Origin of the sequence: Paraburkholderia caffeinilytica, assembly GCF_046030355.1 — a bacterium.
Classification (GTDB): Bacteria; Pseudomonadota; Gammaproteobacteria; order Burkholderiales; family Burkholderiaceae; genus Paraburkholderia; species Paraburkholderia caffeinilytica_B.
The window spans coordinates 1-21,091 of record NZ_JAQQCQ010000019.1 but is presented as its reverse complement, the minus strand read 5'-3'; the positions used below and the strand labels follow the sequence as shown (position 1 = coordinate 21,091).

17 protein-coding genes are annotated in these 21,091 nt (G+C 63.6%); 13 read left to right on the top strand and 4 right to left on the bottom strand.

All coding sequences use genetic code 11. The annotated features are described in order from the left end of the window. Positions 1-122: 122 nt before the first annotated feature. Positions 123-1,589: an amino acid permease gene (locus tag PQQ95_RS25450; protein WP_408442102.1), complete on the top strand. Its 1,467-nt coding sequence runs from the start codon at positions 123-125 to the stop codon at positions 1,587-1,589. Positions 1,590-1,611: 22 nt separating this feature from the next. Here PQQ95_RS25450 and PQQ95_RS25445 read toward each other — a convergent pair whose 3' ends face one another. Further along, positions 1,612-2,700, bottom strand: a complete 1,089-nt coding sequence (locus PQQ95_RS25445; protein WP_408442099.1) for a zinc-binding dehydrogenase — start codon at positions 2,698-2,700, stop codon at positions 1,612-1,614. A 90-nt stretch (positions 2,701-2,790) separates the two neighbouring features. On the opposite strand from PQQ95_RS25445, the gene PQQ95_RS25440 reads away from it, so the two are divergent. The 11 genes from PQQ95_RS25440 to PQQ95_RS25390 all read left to right on the top strand — a co-directional run bounded on the left by PQQ95_RS25440 (position 2,791) and on the right by PQQ95_RS25390 (position 15,905). Further along, positions 2,791-3,702, top strand: coding sequence for a LysR family transcriptional regulator (locus PQQ95_RS25440; RefSeq protein WP_408442096.1), 912 nt, complete (start codon positions 2,791-2,793; stop codon positions 3,700-3,702). Between the two features lie 338 nt (positions 3,703-4,040). Continuing rightward, positions 4,041-6,290: a TonB-dependent receptor gene (locus PQQ95_RS25435; protein WP_408442094.1), complete on the top strand. Its 2,250-nt coding sequence runs from the start codon at positions 4,041-4,043 to the stop codon at positions 6,288-6,290. A gap of 10 nt (positions 6,291-6,300) precedes the next feature. After that, positions 6,301-7,161: a tetratricopeptide repeat protein gene (locus PQQ95_RS25430; RefSeq protein ID WP_408442342.1), complete on the top strand. Its 861-nt coding sequence runs from the start codon at positions 6,301-6,303 to the stop codon at positions 7,159-7,161. After that, positions 7,158-7,841, top strand: a complete 684-nt coding sequence (locus PQQ95_RS25425; RefSeq protein WP_408442092.1) for a Fe2+-dependent dioxygenase — start codon at positions 7,158-7,160, stop codon at positions 7,839-7,841. The genes PQQ95_RS25430 and PQQ95_RS25425 overlap by 4 nt, the downstream gene beginning before the upstream one ends. 386 nt (positions 7,842-8,227) lie before the next feature. Beyond that, the gene (locus PQQ95_RS25420) at positions 8,228-9,016 is read left to right on the top strand and encodes a 2Fe-2S iron-sulfur cluster-binding protein (RefSeq protein ID WP_408442090.1); all 789 of its coding nucleotides are present in this window, start codon (positions 8,228-8,230) and stop codon (positions 9,014-9,016) included. Positions 9,017-9,029: 13 nt separating this feature from the next. Then, positions 9,030-10,031 (top strand): FAD binding domain-containing protein, encoded by a 1,002-nt coding sequence (locus PQQ95_RS25415; protein ID WP_408442087.1) that lies wholly within the window; start codon positions 9,030-9,032, stop codon positions 10,029-10,031. Next, positions 10,028-12,250 (top strand): xanthine dehydrogenase family protein molybdopterin-binding subunit, encoded by a 2,223-nt coding sequence (locus PQQ95_RS25410; RefSeq protein WP_408442085.1) that lies wholly within the window; start codon positions 10,028-10,030, stop codon positions 12,248-12,250. The genes PQQ95_RS25415 and PQQ95_RS25410 overlap by 4 nt, the downstream gene beginning before the upstream one ends. A gap of 166 nt (positions 12,251-12,416) precedes the next feature. Next, positions 12,417-13,004, top strand: coding sequence for a nucleotidyltransferase family protein (locus PQQ95_RS25405; protein ID WP_408442084.1), 588 nt, complete (start codon positions 12,417-12,419; stop codon positions 13,002-13,004). A gap of 181 nt (positions 13,005-13,185) precedes the next feature. Then, positions 13,186-14,616 carry a UdgX family uracil-DNA binding protein gene (locus PQQ95_RS25400; protein WP_408442081.1) on the top strand — a complete coding sequence of 477 codons (1,431 nt, stop codon included), beginning with the start codon at positions 13,186-13,188 and terminating at the stop codon, positions 14,614-14,616. Between the two features lie 248 nt (positions 14,617-14,864). Further along, a complete protein-coding gene (locus tag PQQ95_RS25395) occupies positions 14,865-15,569 on the top strand; it encodes a PIG-L family deacetylase (protein ID WP_408442078.1) in 705 nt (234 codons plus the stop codon). 183 nt (positions 15,570-15,752) lie between these two features. Further along, positions 15,753-15,905, top strand: coding sequence for a hypothetical protein (locus PQQ95_RS25390; protein WP_165614491.1), 153 nt, complete (start codon positions 15,753-15,755; stop codon positions 15,903-15,905). 40 nt (positions 15,906-15,945) lie between these two features. On the opposite strand, the gene PQQ95_RS25385 is transcribed toward PQQ95_RS25390, so the two are convergent. From PQQ95_RS25385 to aepX, 3 genes are read right to left on the bottom strand one after another with little or no spacing between them, the layout of a single operon-like run. Next, positions 15,946-17,013, bottom strand: coding sequence for a 2-aminoethylphosphonate aminotransferase (locus tag PQQ95_RS25385; RefSeq protein ID WP_408442076.1), 1,068 nt, complete (start codon positions 17,011-17,013; stop codon positions 15,946-15,948). An 11-nt stretch (positions 17,014-17,024) separates the two neighbouring features. Next, a complete protein-coding gene (aepY, locus tag PQQ95_RS25380; protein WP_408442073.1) occupies positions 17,025-18,191 on the bottom strand; it encodes a phosphonopyruvate decarboxylase in 1,167 nt (388 codons plus the stop codon). Then, on the bottom strand, positions 18,188-19,909 hold the full coding sequence (aepX, locus tag PQQ95_RS25375; RefSeq protein WP_408442070.1) for a phosphoenolpyruvate mutase: 1,722 nt from the start codon (positions 19,907-19,909) through the stop codon (positions 18,188-18,190). Before aepX ends, aepY begins: the two co-directional genes overlap by 4 nt. Before the next feature lie 158 nt (positions 19,910-20,067). Between aepX and PQQ95_RS25370 the strand changes: the two genes are divergently transcribed. Beyond that, positions 20,068-20,445 carry a hypothetical protein gene (locus PQQ95_RS25370; RefSeq protein ID WP_408442067.1) on the top strand — a complete coding sequence of 126 codons (378 nt, stop codon included), beginning with the start codon at positions 20,068-20,070 and terminating at the stop codon, positions 20,443-20,445. Positions 20,446-21,091: the final 646 nt, after the last annotated feature.

The window sequence follows — 21,091 nt, the reverse complement described above, 5'->3', positions numbered from 1 at the left end:
TTAGTTCTCTTTTCAATCGCACTATCAACAATGTCAGTCGCCTTAAAAGCAGTCGCTTATTGCAGTGCGTCACGAATCGATTCGATTCCGGATTCACCTACATACGAACGGGACGACTCATCATGGCTGATACAGGTTATATGGCGCGTAAATCCGTCGCGGATATTGTTGCAAGCGCGGAAGGCGGCGAACACCATCTGTCGAAGTCGCTAGGTCCACTCAGCATTACGGCGATGGGCATCGGCGCGATCATCGGCGCCGGCATCTTTGTTCTGACCGGCACGGCCGCGGCGCATTATGCGGGGCCGAGCATCATTCTTTCTTTTATCCTCGGCGGGATTGCCTGCGCCTTTGTCGGACTCTGCTACTCCGAACTGGCTGCCATGCTGCCGGTTTGCGGCAGCAGTTATACCTATACCTATGCCACGCTCGGCGAATTATTCGCGTGGGTCATCGGCTGGGATTTGATCCTCGAGTATGCGATGGGCGCGGCGACCGTCGCGGTGGGCTGGTCAGGCTACATCGTGAGCCTCTTGCACAACGTCGGGATCAATATTCCGCCCACCATGGCGGCTGCACCCGGCACCACGGTGACGCTCGCCGACGGCAGCACGGTGGCCGGCGTCGTCAACTTGCCGGCCGTCTTCATTATCGCCGTGCTGACCCTCATGCTCGTGCTCGGCACCAAGGAGTCGGCGCGGCTCAACAACATCATGGTGGCGATCAAACTGACCGTGGTGCTGGCGTTCATCGTCATCGGCGCCTTCTTCGTGCATCCGGACAACTGGCATCCGTTCATTCCGCAGAATACCGGTGAATTCGGCAATTTCGGCGCGAGCGGCATTCTGCGTGGATCGGCCGTCGTGTTCTTCGCTTTCATTGGCTTCGACGCGGTGTCCACCGCGGCCCAGGAAGCGCGCAAGCCGCAGATCGACATGCCGATCGGCATTCTGGGCTCGCTGGTGATCTGCACGGTGCTCTATATTGCGGTCGCCGGCGTGCTGACCGGACTCGTTCCGTATGCCCAGCTCAACGTCCCGGATCCCATCGCGAAAGGTGTCGATGTAATCGGCGTCACCTGGTTTTCCGTGCTCATCAAGATCGGCGCGCTGACCGGATTGACGACTGTGATACTCGTGCTGCTGTATGGCCAAAGCCGCATCTTCTTCACGATGTCGCAAGATGGCCTGCTGCCGCACCTGTTCGCGCGCGTCCACCCGCGTCTGCAAACACCGCATCTGAGTCAGATGATGATCGGCGCCATCGTCGCGATTGTGGCTGCGTTCACGCCGATCAACGTGTTAGGCGAAATGGTCAGCATCGGCACCCTGTTCGCGTTCATTCTCGTCTGCGGCGCGGTGATCTATCTGCGCCGCAGCGACGCGGGCGCCTCGAGGCCGTTCCGCGCGCCGGGCGTACCGGTGATCCCGATCCTCGGGATTCTGTTTTGCCTGCTGTTGATGGCCGGACTGCCGCTCGTCACGTGGTTACGGCTCTTCGTGTGGCTCGTGATCGGGCTCATCATCTACGGAGTCTACGGTCGCAGTCATTCGCGTCTTCGTCATCCGGAGCGGGCGCCCGACTTATAGCGTCGTGCGTCGTGCGTCGTGCTTAACCCCACGCCTCGCGGGACGTGCCGCCCACCACCGTGCATTGCAGCCCCGACATGCGGCCGGCAGCGTCGATGGCCGCCTCCAGTTCGGCAAACGGATAGGACGTCAACTCGACCGCATCGAGCGGAATCTGCCCGGACGTGACGAGCGCAACCAGCGCGAGATAGTCAGCGCGCGTGTACATGAAGTGGCCGATCAATTCCCAGTTGTTCAGCAGCATCTCGCTGTACGTAACCGGCAAATCCGCTTGCATGCTGCCCATCAGCACGAGCCGCCCGCCACGGCGCAGGCTGCGCAACGTGGCAAGGGTCGCGTTGGCGTCGGCGGCCTGCCCGACCATGTCGAACGCGAGGTCCGCGCCACCCCCACTGGCGGCGCGAATCGCCGCCGTGTCCTGTAGGGCATCGCCCGTCAGCACAACGGGCACCACGCGCCCACGGCCTTGCTCGACCAAGGCCCGCAGCGGCGCCAGGCGCCTGCCAAGCGCGACGACCTTGCTCGCGCCCAGCGCCAACGCGGCGAGCACCGCCGCGGAGCCGAAGTACCCGCTTGCGCCGTTGACCACCACCGTCTCGCCCGCCGACAAACGGCCGCGTCGCAAACCGCCGAAGGGCACCGCGAATTTGCCCAGCACCGCGAGACGGGCTGCGTCGACCTCATCGAGACCATCCAGCGCGATCAGCGTCGAGGCCGGGAATTCGGCCACTTCGCGCAATGTGCCGTGCGGAAACTCAGCCAGCAGCGCGCCGCTGTCGGCGCTGATGGCCGTGAGCCCCAGCAGCGCTTGCGCCGGTTCGCGCACCGTTTCGTCGGCAATCCAGTACGGATTCACGGCGACCCGTTGACCGGCGCGAAACGCCACCACACCCTCGCCGGCCGCGACGATCCGGCCGACCCCGTTGGTGCCGGGCGAAAACGGCGTCGGCGGATAGGCGTACGGCAACTTCCCTTCGACATAGTCGCGCGTGTAACTGAGTAGCGGCACTGCCTCCATTCTTACCAGCACGGCGTTACGGCGCGGTTGCGGCTGGGCCACGTCGCGCAAGGCCAGCGGCTTGCCGGGTTCGTCGAGCATCCAGGCTTTCATGTTGAGCTTCCTTCAGTTCGTTTCGGTGCTTGAACTGTAGTAGCGCGGTACGTATTCTTGAAATCAATTACTGATATGCGACCTATCAACATGATTGATCTGCGCGGTATCGATCTGAATCTGCTGGTTTCGCTCGACGCGTTGCTCGCCGAGTCGAACGTCACGCGTGCGGCCGAGCGGCTGCACCTGACGCAACCGGCCGTCTCCACGCAACTCGCGCGCTTGCGGCAAATCTTCGGCGATCCCCTGCTGCTGCCCGCCGAAACCGGCCGCGGCATGACGCGCACGGCCAGGGCGCTGGAATTGATGGCGCCGCTTCATGCAGCGTTGAAGAATCTCGAAGCGGTGGTGCGCCACCAACCCGCCTTCGATCCCCATACCGACACGCGGCGCTTCGTGATTGCCGCGCACGACAACGCCACCACGGTACTCGGCATGCGCCTGATGGAGCGCTTGCCGACGGCGGCAGGGCCCGGTGTGCGCGTGGCGTTCGTGATCGGTGATCAGCCCACCGCCGCATCGCGCCTCGAAAGCGGCGAAATCGATCTGCTGCTCGGTTCCGACCGGATGATTCCGCCGTCGATGAAGGTCCGCAAACTCTACGACGAGCATTTCGTGTTCGTGCAGCGCAAGGGCCACCCGCGCGGCGACGCGCCACTCGATCTCGATACCTACTGCGCGCTCGATCACGTGCTGGTGTCGACCAGCGGCGGCAGTTTTCATGGCTTCATGGACGAGCATCTCGACGAACTCGGCCGTGAGCGGCGCGTCGCGCTGTCGGTCCAGCACTTCGCGCTGGTGCCGGAGCTGCTGTCGAAAACCAACTACGTTTCGACACTGCCGTCGCGCTTCGCGGCACGTTATGCCGACCAGCTCGATATCTTTGCGCTGCCGTTCGAGGCGCGCGGCTTCACGTTGTACGCGGGCTGGCATCCGCGCAACCAGGCCGATCCGGCCATCGTGTGGCTGCGGGAGACGCTAGCCGAATTGGCGGCACGGTAGGAAATCGGGCGGACCGATCTGCCGCTTGATCAGAAAACGGGCATCACGCGAGGCAAAAACCGCTTGCAGGAAGGGGGAATAACCAGCCGCAGCCACGCCCTGCCGAAACCGTAAAAATTACCCCTTCCTCGCCCATCCTCTCCGATTACCCATCCAACTCCACGAATTAGCGCGCGCACGCAAGTTTGTACCCGAATAATTTATGGTGAGAACGCTTCTCAATTACAGTTTGATTGCATAGAATGCACGCCGCAAACATTTTGTAATAAACATGGAATGCCGGGGTAAGGAAAATGATGTTGCCTACCCGGCCGCCAGCACTCACGACGGGGATAAAAATGAAGTTGCGGTCCGACGAACCGAAGCTCGGCAAAATCAGCACGACGCTGTGCAGCATGTTGGCGGCAGGTCCCGCGCTCGCGCAGGGTACGGCCGGCACGGCGCCGCCTGACAAGGAGCGCCAGCTCGCGCCGATCGCCGTACAAGGCCAGACGGACGACGGCTTCAAGACCGACCGCTCGGCGTCGGTCAAATTCACCGCGCCGTTGGTCGATACGCCGAAATCGGTGACCGTGATTCCGCAGGAATTGATCAAAAGCACCGGCGCCTCGACGCTGACCGAAGCGCTGCGCACCGTGCCGGGCATCACCTTCGGCGCGGGCGAAGGCGGCAATCCGCTCGGCGACCGCCCGTTCATTCGCGGCTACGACGCGCAGGGCAGCACCTTCGTCGACGGCATGCGCGACATCGGCGCGACGACTCGCGAAGTGTTCAACGTCGAAAGCGTGGAGGTGACCAAGGGTTCGGACGGCGCCTACGGCGGCCGCGGCGGCGCGGGCGGCAGCATCAACCTGATCACCAAGACCCCGCATCTGGGCAATTCGGCCGACGGCAGCGCAGGCCTCGGCACCGACCGCTACCGCCGCTTCACCGCCGACGGCAACTGGCAAATGGCCGATCACGCGGCCTTCCGCCTGAACGTGATGAGCCACAACAACGACGTGGCCGGCCGTGACGCGGTCAACAACGAGCGCTGGGGCATCGCGCCGTCGTTCACGTACGGCCTCGGCACACCCACCCGCGTCACGGCGAGCTACTACCACCTCACGACCGACGACCTGCCCGACAGCGGCATTCCGTACTTCTACACGACCACCAACAAGCCGGCCAACGTCGACACGATCTATCCGGCCAACGTGGACCGCCACAACTTTTACGGCCTGATCGACCGCGATTTCCGCAAGACGACCTCGGACGTCGGCACGGTGCGCATCGAACACGACATCAACAGCGATCTGACGATCCGCAACACCACGCGTTATACAAAGTCCACCCAGGACTACATCTGGACGCAGCCGGACGACAGCCAGGGCAACGTCGTCAACGGCATGGTGTGGCGCCGCGCGAATACGCGTGCGAGCGACGTCTACAGTCTCGCGAACCAGACCGAACTGTTCGGCGAATTCAAGACCGGCTTCCTGAAGCACAGCTTCACGACCGGCCTCGAACTGTCACGCGAAACGAGCGTGAACGATTCGTATGCCGTAGCAACGGCGACCGGCGCAATCTGCAAGACCAAGGGGATCGGCGAGGCGTCGGGTTACAACTGCACGAGCCTGTGGTCGCCGAATCCGAACGATCCGTGGGCCGGTTCGGTCAAGCAGGCAAACGATCCGAACGAGCAGCGCACCACCACCCGATCGCTGTATGCGTTCGATACGATCGAACTCACCAAACGCTGGCAGGCCAATGTCGGCTTGCGCGTCGACGATTACTCGACCGATTTCCGCAATACCGTTGCCAACGGCGGCAAGCGCACCTCGCGCGACGACACGCTGTTCAACTATCAGTTTGGCCTCGTCTTCAAACCGGCTTCCAACGGCAGCGTGTATGCGTCGATCGCCACCTCGTCGACGCCGGCCGGCGCCCTGCTCGGCCAGGGCAGCGAAACGCAATCGCTGACGCCGGGCCGCGGCGGGGTCGGCGCGAACGCGGACCAACTCGCGCCGGAAAAGAATCGCAGCGTCGAACTCGGCACCAAGTGGAATGTGCTGAACAACCGCCTCTCGCTGACGGGTGCGCTGTTCCAGATCGACACGACCAACGCCCGCGTCACGTTGCCGAACAACGAATACGCGATGGTCGGCAACAAGCGCGTACAAGGTTTCGAATTCGGCGTGGCCGGTCAGTTGACGAACCAGTGGCAGGTGTTCGGCGGCTACACGTACATGAAGAGCCAGTTGCGCGACAACGGCAAGACCACCTCGGATAACGGCCACCAGTTCCCGAACACGCCGAAGAACAGCATCAGCCTGTGGACCAGCTACGACGTGCTGCCCAAGTTCACGATCGGCGGCGGCGCGTTCTACATGTCACAGGTGTACGGCGACACGGCGAATCTGCGTGCAGTGCCCTCGTACTGGCGCTTCGACGGTATGGCGACGTACCGGATCAACAAGAAGGTCGATCTGCAACTGAACGTGCAGAACATCTTCAACCGGACGTATTACGACCAGGCGTATCCGGCGCACTACGCGTCGATCGCAGCCGGCCGTTCGGCCTTCCTGACGCTCAACGCGCATTACTGATCCCGGCATGATGGAACAGGTGACGCTGAAGGCGCTGGCGAGCGTGTCGCATGACGAACTCACCGCGATTCTCGCCGGGCCGCCGGCCAAAGCCGCCGCGTGGGTCGCGGCGGCCGCGCATAACGGCATCGTCGAAGCGCAGGCCGTGTACGGGCAGTATCTGCTCGACGGTCACGGTGTCGAACGCAACGCCGACGAGGCGCTGACCTGGTTCAAGCACGCGGCCCGGCAAGATCATCCGATGGCGATGAACATGCTGGGCCGTTGCTACGAACACGGCTGGGGCACCCCTGCGTGCGCGCCGGTGGCGGTTTACTGGTACCGGCTCGCGGCACAGGCGGGGCTCGACTGGGGCATGTATAACTATGCGTCGGCGTTGGCGCTCGGCAATGGTGTGGCGCGCGATCGCGCGCAGGCCCTGCAGTGGTTCCGGCGCGCCGCCGACATGGGTCACGTGAAGTCGATCAACTTTATCGGCAGCTTTTACGAAGACGGCTGGGAAGTCGATGCAGACGCAAGCATCGCGCTCGACCATTACCGGCGCGCCGCGGTGGGCGGGGATTTTCGCGGCCAGTTCAACTATGCGCGGCTACTGGCCCAACGCGGCGAGATCGACGCCGCGCTCGAGTGGCTGCAACGTGTGCCGAATTCGGCAACACCAGCGTTCGTCGCAAAGATGCAGGCGTGGCTTGCCGCTTCGCCGGTTGGCGCATTTCGTGCGATGGCTGACCACCTGAATACAGACATACGTGCACACGTAGCGACGACGATGAGCGCGAATCCGGGCATGGCTCCGGGCACGAACGCAAGCAGGAACACAGGCACGGCGGCAGGCACGATGATGTCCCATGCTCAGGAGTCGCGCGCATGATGCTGCATCTGCAAGGCATACTCAGCAAACAACAGGTCGCGCAATGCCGCGAAATCCTCGATGCCGCGCAATGGATCGACGGCAATGCGACTTCCGGCGCCCAGTCGGCACAGGCCAAGCGCAACCAGCAATTGCCCGAAGGCTCGGCCGCCGCGCGCGCGGTGGGCGATGCGATTCAGGACGCGCTCGGCCGCAACCCGCGTTTCTTTTCGGCGGCATTGCCGCTGAAAGTCTTTCCGCCGCTCTTTAACCGCTACGCAGGCGGCGACGGTTTCCGCACGCATGTCGATAACGCGATCCGCCAGTTGCGCGGCACCGACTTCCGCATCCGCAGCGATCTGTCAGCCACGCTCTTTCTGACCGAGCCGGACACCTACGACGGCGGCGAACTCTGCGTTGAAGACACCTACGGCGTGCATCGCTCGAAACTGCCGGCCGGCGACATGGTGCTCTACCCCGCTTCGAGCCTGCATCACGTGACTCCGGTCACGCGTGGCGTGCGGGTCGCGTCGTTTTTCTGGATTCAGAGCATGGTGCGCGACGACGGCGAACGCGCCATGCTGTTTCAACTCGACAACGACGTGCAACGTCTGGCGGCCGAAAAAGGTTCGAACGATGCAACCGTGGTCAGTCTCACCGGCATTTATCACAATCTGCTGCGCCGCTGGGCCGACGCCTGATCGGACGGACTCCTCGTCCCACGCAAAACAGTCTTTCTTTCGGCACGCAGAAAGAAGGCGCCTCCCCGTATTTACTTTCCTGTTCGTTAAGCGCAACGTCCGTGGTTGACGCATGCTGCGGGATTTCCCGTTGCACTGTCCACGATTCGATCCGATTCACCGTGACTCGCTGCCGGGTCACGGTGAATCCCGTTGCGCCGCGTCGACGGACTGCTGCATTCGCAACGGCACCGAAATTGCTGAGTGTGATGAGCTAGACCGCGACGCTTCGGATGCCAGCGCATCGGGGACCCGCATGTCGGTTACCCGCATGTCGAGTGCGTGAATGCCGAAGACTCACACGTCGCCAGCCTGCATTGACCTTTCAATGGAGCCAGCAGATCGTCATGTCCACGAAAAACGAACGTCAGGATTCGGGCGACGAGGCCGCCGCCACGCTACCCCAACCTTCGCGCCGCCGCTTTCTGCAATCGGCCGCTGCGGCCGCCACCGTCGGCGCGGCGCCGCATCTGCGTGCGCAAACACAAACACCGCCCGCGCCACCGCCCGCCGAAATCCATGCACCCGTTCCGGGCCGCCCGGTCACACTGACCGTCAACGGCCGCGCTTACACGCTGCAACTCGAACCACGCGTGACCTTGCTCGATGCGCTGCGCGAGTATGCGGGCTTGATGGGGACGAAGAAAGGCTGCGACCGCGGGCAATGTGGCGCATGCACGGTGATCGCCGACGGCCGCCGCATCAATTCCTGCCTGACGCTCGCCGTGATGCACGAAGGCGAAAACATCACGACGGTTGAAAGACTCGCCAGCAACGGCGTGCTGAGTCCGATGCAACGGGCTTTCATCGAACACGATGCGTTCCAGTGCGGCTACTGTACGCCCGGGCAGTTGTGTTCCGCGACTGCCCTGCTGAACGAATTCCGCAACGGCACGGCCAGCACCGTGACCGCCGATGTCCGCAGCCGTCCGCCGCAACTTTCCGACGACGAAATCCGCGAACGCATGAGCGGCAACATTTGCCGCTGCGGCGCGTACGCGAATATCGTCGCGGCGGTGCGCGCCGTGCATGAAGGTGGCGGGCAGAACAGTGCAGGCGGCATCGGTAATGCCAGCAGTGCCGGCACGGCTATTCAAAACGGCAGCAGCGGCAGTAATAACCGCCACGACGCCTGACGGAGCGACCAGCATGGATGCGATCTCTTACGAACGCGCCGGCGACGTCGCCGGCGCCGTGCGCGCGGCGCAGCAACCGGGTGCGGTATTCATCGGCGGCGGAACAAATCTGCTCGACTTGATGAAGGGCGGCGTGGCGCGGCCGATACGGCTCATCGATATCACGCATATCAGCGGACTGGATACGGTCACCACGCGGGCCGACGGCGGCATCCGCATTGGCGCCCTAGTGCGCAACAGCGATGCAGCCAATCACGCGCTGGTGCGCGAGCAATACCCGTTGCTGTCGCAAGCATTTCTGGCGGGTGCGTCGTCACAACTGCGCAATATGGCGACCGTGGGCGGCAATCTGTTGCAGCGCACGCGCTGCGGCTACTTTTACGACACCGCCTTCACCCAGTGCAATAAACGTATGCCCGGCAGCGGCTGCGCGGCGCTCGACGGCCACAATCGCACGCACGCGATTCTCGGTGCGAGTCCGCAATGCATTGCGGTGAACCCGTCGGATATGAGCGTGGCGCTCGCCGCGCTCGACGCCGTGGTGCTTGTCAGCGGTCCCGCAGGCGAGCGGACGATTCCGTTTGCGGATTTTCACCGGCTTCCCGGTGACCGGCCCGACGTCGATACGACTTTGCAGGCGGGCGAGCTGATTACCGCCGTCGATTTGCCGCCACCTTTATTCAGCGCGAACGCTCACTATCTGAAAGTGCGTGACCGGGCCAGTTACGCCTTTGCGCTGATCTCGGTGGCCGCCGCATTGCAGATGGATGGCGACCGCGTGAAAACCGCACGTATCGCGTTAGGCGGCGTCGCGCACAAACCATGGCGCGCGAGCGCCGCCGAGCAGATGCTCAATGGCCAGCCGCTCACGCAGGCCACGTTGCATAACGCCGCTGCCGCGGCGCTACGCGATGCCAGGCCGCAACATGACAATCGTTTCAAGGTACAGCTCGCGCAGCGCGCGATCGTGCGCGCAGTGAACCAGGCCGCGGGCCGCGCCGGAGGTGTCGCATGAATCTGATCGGCCAACCGTTGGACCGCATCGACGGTCTGCTAAAAGTTACCGGCGAAGCGCGCTACGCCGCCGAGTTCCCTGAGGCACGGCTCGCGCATGCGGTGCTCGTCACCAGCACGATTGCGCGCGGCACGATTGCGTCGATCGACGCGAGCCGCGCGCAGGCGTTGCCCGGCGTGCTGCTGGTAATGACGTACCAGAACGCGCCGCGCCTGCCGAACGGCGGCCGGCCCACGTTGGCGCCGCCGGCCGGCAGGCGCCTCTCGCTGCTGCAGGACAACCAGATTCACTACAACAACGAGCCGGTTGCGGTGGTCGTCGCCGATACGCTCGAACATGCCACGGATGCCGCGCGTCAGTTGCACATCGCGTATCAGAGCAGCGCCGCGATACTCGATTTCACCCAAGCGAAGCCGAACGGACACGCGCCCGACAAACCGCAAGGCCGCACCACGGATACGCAACGCGGCGACTTCGAGGACGGTATGCGCAGCGGCACGGTCCACGTCGACGCCGTTTACACGACGCCCATCGAGCATCACAACCCGATGGAGCCGCACGCCACGATGGCGCACTGGGACGGCCCGCAACTCACGCTCTACGACTCGACGCAGGGCGTGAGCGGTGCGGCGCAGGCCGTCGCCAAAACGTTCGGCATGGCGCCCGGCGACGTGCGCGTGATTTCGCCGTTTATCGGCGGTGGCTTCGGTTGCAAGGGATCGTCGTGGTCGCATGTGTCCTTGTGCGCGATGGCGGCGAAACAGACCGGGCGTCCGGTGCGCCTCGTACTCGAACGGCCGCAGATGTTCGGGCCCGTCGGCGCGCGCCCGCATACCGAGCAGCATTTCACGCTTGCCGCGCGGCACGACGGCACGCTGACCGCGATGCGCCACGACAGTACTTCCAGCACGTCGACGATCGAAGACTGGACCGAGACCTGCTGCATGGTCACGCGCATGTTGTACGCGGTGCCCAATCAGGTAACCACGCACCGCATCGTGCCGATGAATCTCGGCACGCCGACCTTCATGCGCGCGCCCGGCGAGACAACCGGCTCGTTCGCACTCGAATCGGCCATGGACGAACTCGCGGTGGCGTTGAAGATGGACCCGCTCGCGCTGCGCCTGAAGAATTATGCCGACGCCGATCCGCAGGAAAACAAGCCGTGGTCCGGCAAATCCTTGCGCGAGTGCTACCAGATCGGCGCGGAGAAGTTCGGCTGGTCGCGAAGGTCGAGCGCGCCGCGTTCCATGCGTAACGGCAACACGCTGATCGGCATGGGCATGGCCACCGCCACCTATCCGGCCAATCGGAGCGAAACGTCCGCCATCGCGCGGATTCTGCCGGACGGCAGCGCAATGGTCGCCTCGGGCACCCAGGATCTTGGCACCGGCACCTATACGGTGATGACCCAGGTTGCCGCAGATGCACTCGGTTTCGCGCCGGAAAATATCCACTTCGCGCTCGGCGATTCGTCGTTGCCGAGGGCGCCGGGGTCGGGCGGCTCACAATCGGCGGCAAGTGTTTCGCCGGCCGTACACGATGCGGCAGCCCAGGTGCGCAGCCAGTTGATCGCCCTGGCCCTCGCCGACGAAGCCTCGCCCGTGCACGGCATCGCGCTCGACGACATCACGGTCGAGAACGGTTGGGTCACGAGCCGCTCGCAACCGGCGAAGCGCGATCCGGCGGCGGCGATCATCGCGCGCTCGGGCGGCAAGCCGATCGAAGCCACCGCCACGGTCAAGCCGGGCGACGAAAAGCAGAAGTACTCGCTCCACTCGTTCGGCGCGGTATTCGTCGAAGTCCATGTCGATGCCGACCTCGGCACGATTCGCGTGCCCCGCGTGGTCGGTGTGTATGACGTGGGGCGCGTGCTGAATGAGAAAACCGCGCGCAGCCAGTTGATGGGCGGCATCGTTTGGGGCGTGGGGGCGGCGCTGCAGGAAGAGACCTCGCTCGATACGCGCTATGGGCGCTTCACCAACGCGAATCTCGCCGAGTACCACGTGCCGGTGAATGCCGACATCGGTTCGCTCGACATCACGTTCATCGATCGGCCTGATCCCTACATCAACTCGCTCGGCGTGCGCGGCATCGGTGAGATCGGCATCACCGGCGTGCCGGCGGCGATCGCGAATGCGGTGTATCACGCCACCGGCGTGCGCGTGCGCGATCTGCCAGTGACGCTCGACAAGGTGATCGGGACAATGCAGGTGTGAGGCACGGCGGGTCAGAGCGGCGAGGACGCTCTTTTGATGTGAGGTATGCAGGCCGCTGCATGGGACACACGAACGCAGCGCCGCAGGGGCGGCTTACGCATTGCCGCTTGCCTGCTGATGCGTTGCATCGCACAATCGGTCTCATCCTTTCTACCGGTGCCCGCCCATGGCCTACGCTTCGCTCGCCACCGGCGTGTTGCTCGCCGCCGGCTTCGGCTCCCGCTTCGACCCGGACGGCCTGCACAACAAACTGCTCGCGCGCATGCCCGACGGCACGCCGGTCGCGCACGAAGCCGCGCACCGGCTGCTGCGGGTCGTCTCGCATGTGCTGGCCGTGGTGCGGCCTGGGTCGGACGCCCTTGCCCGCCTTCTGAACGAGGCTGGTTGTGAAGTCATGTTCGCCCCGGCCGCCGAACGCGGCATGGGCGCGAGCCTCGCCGCCGGCATCGAAGCCAGCGAAGACGCCGAAGGCTGGATCGTCGCGCTCGCCGACATGCCGCGCATCGCCACGACGACGATCGAAGCGGTGGCGCGTGCGCTCGACGGCGGCGCTTCCATCGTCGCGCCGTTTTACCAGGGGCAGCGCGGCCATCCGGTCGGCTTCGGCATCGAGCATCGAGACGCCCTGATGACACTCGACGGCGACACTGGCGCGCGCGCGCTGCTGATGTCGCAGCGTGTGATGCGGCTGGACGTCGATGACCCCGGGATTCTGCGCGACGTGGATACGCCGGAAGATCTGCGCAACGTTTAGCTTTAACGCGTGCCCAGCCACTGTCTACCGGTGGGCAATTAGACGAATCAAGCGTACCGGAATGATCACCGGGCTTGCTCCCGCCCGGCGTTTAGGCGGATACTGTATATCCATACAGTATTTTTAAGGCCGGGATTGGCGCATGACGGCATAACGCTGCGTGCATCCACGGCGCGTCAGCATGAAACGCCTTCTGATCGAACCGTCTTTCGCCGCATGGCGGCGCGCCGCGCGGGCGCTGCTGCGGCAAGGTGTCGAGCCGTCGCAGATCGAATGGGTTGAGTCTGGGTCAAACGCCGAACCCACCTGCACTGCTGCGGGCAGCGGCGACACAGGTACCTACGCCGCGCCCGCCATCCCCCGCGAACTGCTTTCCTGGCTGAAAACGGCTGCATGCTTTCGCGCGCCAGACCGCTGGTCGCTGCTGTATCGCGTCCTATGGCGCTGGACGCGCGGCGAGCGCACCGTCCTCGATCTCGGCGACCCTGACGGCTCACTGCTGGATCAACGCATTCGGGCTATCGAGCACGAAACCGAGGATTTACTAACACTCACGCGGTTCAGACGGCGTGATCCATCGACGATGGGGCTGCCCGAATTCGTCGGCTGGTACGAGCCGCGTCACGATCTGCTGGAACGCGCCGCCGTGCGCTTCGCTGCTCGCATGGGCGATTCCACGTGGATGCTCGCCACGCCGCACGGCGCGGTGTTCTGGAACGGCATGCTGCTGCGCATCGACCAGCCGGCGATGGAGGAACCCGAGCAGGCCGCAGAGGCGCTGCCGGCAAGCGCCATGACCGGCGAAGCCATCACCAGCACGCCCACCGAAGCACTCTGGCTCGCGTATTACGCCAGCGCCTTCAATGGCGCGCCGTTACCCGTGCCGTTGCGCTACTGGAGAATGCCGCCCGCGGGTCCGCCGTTGCCGGCACGCCTTGCACGCGAGCGCAGCCGTCTCGGCGCGCAAAACGCCACCGTCACCGTTCCCCATGCGCCACCCGTCGAGTATTCGGCGGTGACGCCGCCGTTGATTGAGCCCACTGGCCCACTCGCCACCTGCCGGCGCTGCGCGTTATGGCGCAATGCGAAACAGGCGGTGGCGGGCGCCGGACCTGCCACCGCGGCGATCATGGTGGTCGGCGAACAACCCGGCGAGCACGAGAACCAGCACGGCGAGCCCTTTACCGGCCCGGCCGGCCAACTGCTGGACGTCGTGCTGGCACGCGCCGGTCTGAAGCGGGAGGCACTGTATCTGACTTACACCGTCAAGCATTACAAATGGGAAACGCTCGATCACCAGCGCGTCCACCGCACGCCCGCGTGGCGCGAAGTCGAGGCTTGCCAGTACTGGCTGGAAAAAGAACTGACGCGGATTGCGCCACGCGTGGTCGTCACACTGGGAGCGACTGCGCTGAAAGCGCTGACCGGCGCGCACGTCAATCTGTCCGAATACCTCGGTCAAACCATCGCCCACGAGGGGCGCCTGATCGTGCCGGCCTGGCATCCGTCGTATGCGCTGAGAACGGTCGACGCCAGGTTGCGCGACGACATCGTGGCAACCATTGCGGCGGCATTCGGACGCGCAGCGGCGCTGGCGGCCGGTGGTACGTAGCCCGCGGCAAAAACAACGCCCAAAGGTGAGCAAGTTCGGGGCATGCTCGCTGCGTAACGGTGAGCCTCTGCGGGAGACCGCGGCAGAATCGGCCCGGCCAGGCATACGGTTTGCGTCGAGCGCAGCGGTAACACAAGCCGCGCCAATTCCGCCTAAGCTGATGTGACGCCGCCAATCCAGCAAGATTGTTTCGCGCAATATTGAGCTTCGAATGTGGCCCCGAGCGTTTCAACCTCACCCTACCTCCCATGAGCGAAACCAGCCCACGCCTTTTCATCGTCTCGCCCCATTTCGACGACGCCGTCTTCAGTTGCGGCGCACTCCTCGCCGCCCATCCTGACGCCGCGGTCTGCACGGTGTTTGCCGCGCCGCCCGAGCAGGAAATGCATACCGAATGGGATCGAAGGTCGGGTTTCGCGAGCGCCCATGAGGCCATCCACGCCCGCACGCGCGAAGACAACCTCGCGCTAGAGGTGCTCGATGCGATTCCGCTACGCATGCCGTTTCGCGACGACCAATACAGGGACTCGCCATCGATCAGCAAATTGGCGGCGGAACTCGAGGAGACCATCTACCGCACGACCGCGAACACGCTGCTGATGCCGCTCGGGCTGCATCACGAAGATCACGTACGCGTGTTCGAGGCCTGCTGCGAAATCCTGCCACGCCTGTCGCATCTCACGTGGTTCGCCTATGAGGAAGCGATTCACCGCCGCACGCCGGGTGTCGTGCAAGCGCGGCTCGCGGACCTCGCGCAACGTGGCATCGTCGCGACGCCGGCTTATCCGAGTGCGGGTCATACAATTGATCTTGCGCGCCGCACGCAACTCAAACGCGAAGCGGTCAACGCCTACGAAAGCCAGCTGCGGGCGTTCGGCGCGGGCGATTACGACGATGTTTTCGCCGCCGAACGTTACTGGCAATTGAGCGTGGGCCGCCGCGTGAAAAAGTGAGGGCCGCACCGCGCGCTGGATCGTCTACGCTTGAAGGGAATAACCGGAGTGCGTGCAGGCAGCGACATCCGGGCGCTATCGTGGGCCGTGCCGCCCGCGTTACCGCCAGCGTCTCGACCCGATCCTCTGCGCGTTTTCCGGCTGTCTTCTTTTCAGCCCGCCTCTCAACTCACAGGTGTTGCAATGAGCTACGACATGCATACCAGCCCGATTCCCGATCCCAATGCCGATCCGAACCGGGACCCGGAAGCCGATCCGCTAGTGCCGCCGTCGCCCGGTCATCACACTGAGGAGCCGCAGCGGCCCGATGGGCCGCCGGATAAAGACCCGGTGTGACGCCCGTGCGGTTGCTACCGGACGCGTGTGGACCCGTGCCTTAGCGTGTCAGCTCGGTAAAGCCTTGCAAGAGACGGTCGATGTCGGCGGCGTGGATGTTGCCCATCGTCGAGATGCGGAACAGTTCGGCCGACAGTCCGCCCTGGCCCGCATAAATGACGAAGCCGCGCGCCTTCAGCGCGTCGTGCAGTTGCGGATACGCCACGCCGTCCGGCAAGCGATACGCACGCAGCACCACCGACGATTGCGCCGGCGGCAACACACTGCCGATGCCCCGCTCAGCCAGGCCCGCGCGAGCCTGCTCGGCGAGGGCTGCGTAACGCGCGTGGCGTGCCTTCCAGCCACCTTCGTCGGCGAGTTCGCGCAGCGCTTCGACCAGCGCGTAATACGCATGGACCGACGGCGTGAACGGCGTATTGCGCTGGTCCTGCAAACGCGCAAGGCGGCCGAGGTCCAGGTAATACGTGCGGCTCGCCGCCTGCGCGAGCGCCGCGCGCCGCACCAGCACGAACGACGCGCCCGGCACGCCATGCAGGCACTTGTTCGCGGTCGCCGCGACGGCGTCGAGACTGGCGTCGGCGAAATCAATCGCTTCCGCGCCGAAGCTGCTGACGCCGTCCACCAGCAGGCGCAGACCACGTTCGCGGCACAGCGCGCCGAGCGCCTGCAGATCGTTCAGGCGGCCGGTGGTCGTTTCGTGATGGATCACCGCGACGTGCGTGAACGCTTTATCCGCGTCGAGGCGTTCGGTGATCTTCGCGAGATCCGGCGCCTGCATCCAGTCGTGCGTCAGCGACTCGTGCGCGATGCCGTATTGCATGGCGATCTGCGAAATACGTTCGCCGTACACGCCGTTTTCCACCACCAGCAGCTTGCCGTTCTGCGGCACCAGCGCGGCGGTCATGCTTTCGACAGCCGCCGTGCCGGAACCGGTCATCAGTACCGCTTGCCATTCGCCGGCGTCGAGGCCATACAGATCGACCAGACGCGTGCGCGCTTCTTCCTGCAAGTCGAAAAACTCGCTTTCACGGTGGCACAGATCCGTTTGCAACAGGCTGTTGCGGACGCGTTCGGTGAGCGTCACCGGACCGGGATTGAGCAGCAACATAAACGCACTCCTTAAGCGGCGCCGATGTGGCGCATCAGGCGCGTCTTCACATCGGGCGGGGTGATAGTGGGACGCGGCAGGCCATCGGGCGTGCCGCGGCGAATCGCCAGTCGCGCGAAACGCGGGCCATGGGGCGATGGTGCGGTTTCGAACAGTTCATCGATCACGTTGACGTCGTCGCTTTCGACCGCCGACGCGTAACCGCACGCCGCGGCGACACCCGCAAACGAGACTTGCGACGACACCGTGGCCTGACCGCCTGTCGAGTCGTGCGCGCCGTTATCCAGCAGCACGTGCGTGAGATTCGACGGACCGTACGCGCCGAGCGTTGCGAATGCACCCATGCGCATCAGGGCGGCGCCGTCGCCGTCGAGCGCCACGACGTGCAGATCCGGACGCGCAAGCGCGAGACCCAGCGCGAACGGCGTCACGCAACCCATCGAGCCGACCATGTACAACTGGTTGGGACGGTCGTCGATGGCATAGAGTTCGCGGCCGCAAAAACCGGTCGACGCAAGCACCACCGTCGATTCGAGCGGCGTGTGCGCGATGACTTTCTGCAGCGCGTCGTGACGCGAGGCCAATTCATTCGTCGCGACGTTCCTGAATGGCGAACGCGGCGCTACCGGCACGCGGCGGGCACTTGCGGCGCCTTCTTTCAACTCGTACGGCGCCACACTGCCCTTTTGCATCACGAGCGCGTACGGACGGCCGGTTTCATCCATGTGAGCGATCGCGCGATCCAGCGCCGGGCCGATCGCGTCGGCTTCGGTCGGGAAGGTTTCCCACGGAATTTCCATCGTATCGAGCATCGCCGGCGTGACCGGGCCCATCAGCGCGTGCTGCGGTTCGTCCGCGACGCCGGGTTGCCCACGCCACGTCACGATCAGCAATTGCGGCAGACGGAAGGTCCACGTGAGCGAGGTCAGCGGGCTCACGGCATTGCCGAGGCCCGAGTTCTGCATCATCGTGATGCCGCGCCGGCCGTTCTGCGCGCCAAGCGTGACGCCCGCGATCAACGCGACCGCATCGCCTTCATTGGCCGCCGAGACGTAGTGCAGCGATTCGTCCTGCAACACGTAGTTGATGAACGGCGTCAGATACGAGCACGGTACACCTGCATACCAGTCGAAGCCGCGTTCACGCGCCGCCTCGACGAACTGTGCTGCCTCGATCATTGCGCGGCTCCGCTGGCAGCGTCCGTCTGGTTGCCGACCGTTGCCGCGAACGGCGCCTGTGCATGCGCGAAATCGCCGGCGCGGCGGAAGTCTTCCAGATCGTTCACACCGCGCCAATGACCGTGCACGTATTGCACTTCGATCGATTCACCTGCTTCGATCAGCGCGTTCAGCAGCGCAGGCATATCGAGCAAATCGAAATCCGGGCGCGCCTGCAGTTTGCCGAGCACCGCTTGCAAACGCTCACGCCCCTCGCCGCGCACATTCAGCAGACCGACCCAGCGGCCATGCGGCGTTTGCGAAGCGATGGCCGAGCTTGCCTCCTGCCCGCTCGACACATGACGCAGCGTAACCTTGTTGCCGAACAGCCCGCGATCGTCCGCTGCCGAGCACCATGCGAAGTCGCGCACGCTGGCGTTTTCCGCATCGGTCAGCGACGAATCGACCACCACGCTAAACGCGGCTTCGCTTTCGACCAGATCGCGCAAGATGTAGCTGCGGAACAGCAGATCGCCGTAGGAGATGACCGTGTCGCCCGCAAGCTTATCGACCGCGCAGGCGAGCGACGCCAGTTCGCCGGTTTGCGCGTGACGTTCGTTGACGACCAGCTTGATACCGGCCGTGTCGATCGCATCGGCGCGATAGCCGCCGACCACGGTGATGTCGTTGACGCTTTGCTTCTTGAACGCATCGATAAGCCAGCGCAACAGCGGCTTGCCGGCGATCGGCAGCATGACTTTCGGACGATCTTCGGTGACGGCTTCGAGCCCCTTGCCGCGGCTTGCTGCGAGCACGATAGCGGAGCCCGCCGAGCGGCCGCTCGACAGATAGCGGTCTTCGGCTTCCGAGTATTCGTCGGCGTCTTGCAAACGGAAAATCTCGTTGACGGCGGCGATGCTGTCTTCGACGTTGACGAGCGTTTCGCTCGAATGAATTTCCTTGGCGACGGCCTGCATGGCCGAGGTCGCGGCGCGGATCAGATGATTCGCCCAGATGACCGTGCTGATGCCGGCTTCGCGGAATACTTCCGTCGGCGTGCTGTAGTACTTGGTCGGCACGATGACGAGCGGCGCGCGGCCGGCCCATTCGCGCGCGAACTCGAGAATTTCATCGGGACGCGAGAGCTTGCTGTGAATCAGGATCGCGTCGGCGCCGGCTTGCCGATAGGCTTCGGCGCGACGCAGTGCTTCGTCCATGCCCCAGCCGGCGATCAGCGCTTCGACGCGCGCAACGATCGAGAAGTTTTCATCGGACTGCGAGTCTTTGCCGGCTTTGATCTTGCCGCAGAACTCATCCATATCGGCGAGCGGCTGCGCTTCGCCGTTGATGAAGCTATTCGTTTTCGGGAATTGCTTGTCTTCGATGCAGACGCCGGCGATGCCGCGTTGTTCGAGCTTGCGCACGAGACGTCGCACGTTGTTGAAATTACCGTAGCCGGTATCGCCGTCGAGGAGGATGGGCAGATCACTGGCATCGGCCATGAATTCGAGGGTATCGACGACTTGCGTCCAGCTGGCTTCGTTGTTGTCGCGCACGCCGAATTGGGCGGAGATCGCGAGGCCCGAACCCCAGATCGCCTTGAAGCCGGCTTCGCGGACGATGCGGGCGGAGAGACCGTTGTGGGCCTCCATCATGAATTCGAGTTCGTTGCTGACGAGCATCTGGCGCAGACGCGCGCTGCGGGAAGCGGAGACGAAAGCAGGTTCGCGGGCGTTCATTTTCTTTACTCCTGGTGGCGGGCTTATTGGGGCTCTTTCGGTGCTCTTTTTTTGCCCGGCTGGCGGCTGGAAAATGGCGACTATAGCTGAAATCGTTTTTATTCGGTGTGTGGGTGATATTTGGGTTTTCTGATGTTGTTGTTAAGTGGGGAAATGTGTTGTTTTTTGCATTCCATGCAGGGGGGTTGGGGTTTGGGGTTTTTTGGCGTTGTGTGGAGGAATGTGATTGGGGCCTGCGGGGCTTGGGTTTTCAGGGGTTTTGTTTTTATTTTTTATTCTGTTTAATTTGGTTTGTTTTTTTGGTTTTATATCTGGTTTTGTTTATTCTGCTTCTGCATTTATTTGTTTTTTGTATTTATTATGTTAGTGGTCTATTAGCGTTGCCCCTATGCGGGGCGGCACTTACTTTCTTTGCCGCCGCAAAGAAAGATAAGCAAAGAAAGCGGCTCAAACCGCTAATGCTAAGTGGGTTCCGTGGTTTACAAGCGGTAGTGGTGCATCTGGAATCCGTGCCCTCGCACATTCGGCACCAGTGACAAAGGATTCTTCAACTCCCACTCCGCACTACGTGCGTCGCGGACGGGTCTGCCACGGAAACCAGAGGCTTCGGTTCAGTCTGCGGAGGCCGTCGGCTTCGCCTCGGCAACGCACCTCTGCATTCCCCCAAACACCCCACTTCAAACGATAGGCCGGTGGACTCCAACCACCATCTCAAGCCAAAACCCAGTCACGATTATGGTCCCGGCCTTGGCCCCTGTTCCTGTTCCTGTTCCTGTTCCTGTTCCTGTTCCTGTTCCTGTTCCTGTTCCTGTCACGGTCACGGTCACGGTCACGGTCACGGTCACGGTCACGGTCACGGTCACGGTCACAGCCACAGCCACAGCCACAGCCACAGCCACAGCCACAGCCACAGCCATTGTTGCAGTTGCAGTTGCAGTTGCAGTTGCAGTTGCAGTTGCAGTTGCAGTTGCAGTTGCAGCGGCGATGCAATGACGAGGCATGGTTCAAGCGGCGAGACGGGAGCGCCAAAACACTGTGTGGGTTTTATGAAGTACGTTTCGGCGCGCGCAGCGTCGCCGGAAGTATGACTCCTTTGTCACTTGCGCCGAATGCGCGAGGGCACGGATTCCAGATGCACCACTACCGCTTGTAAACCACGGTTCCCGCTTAGCATTAGCGGTT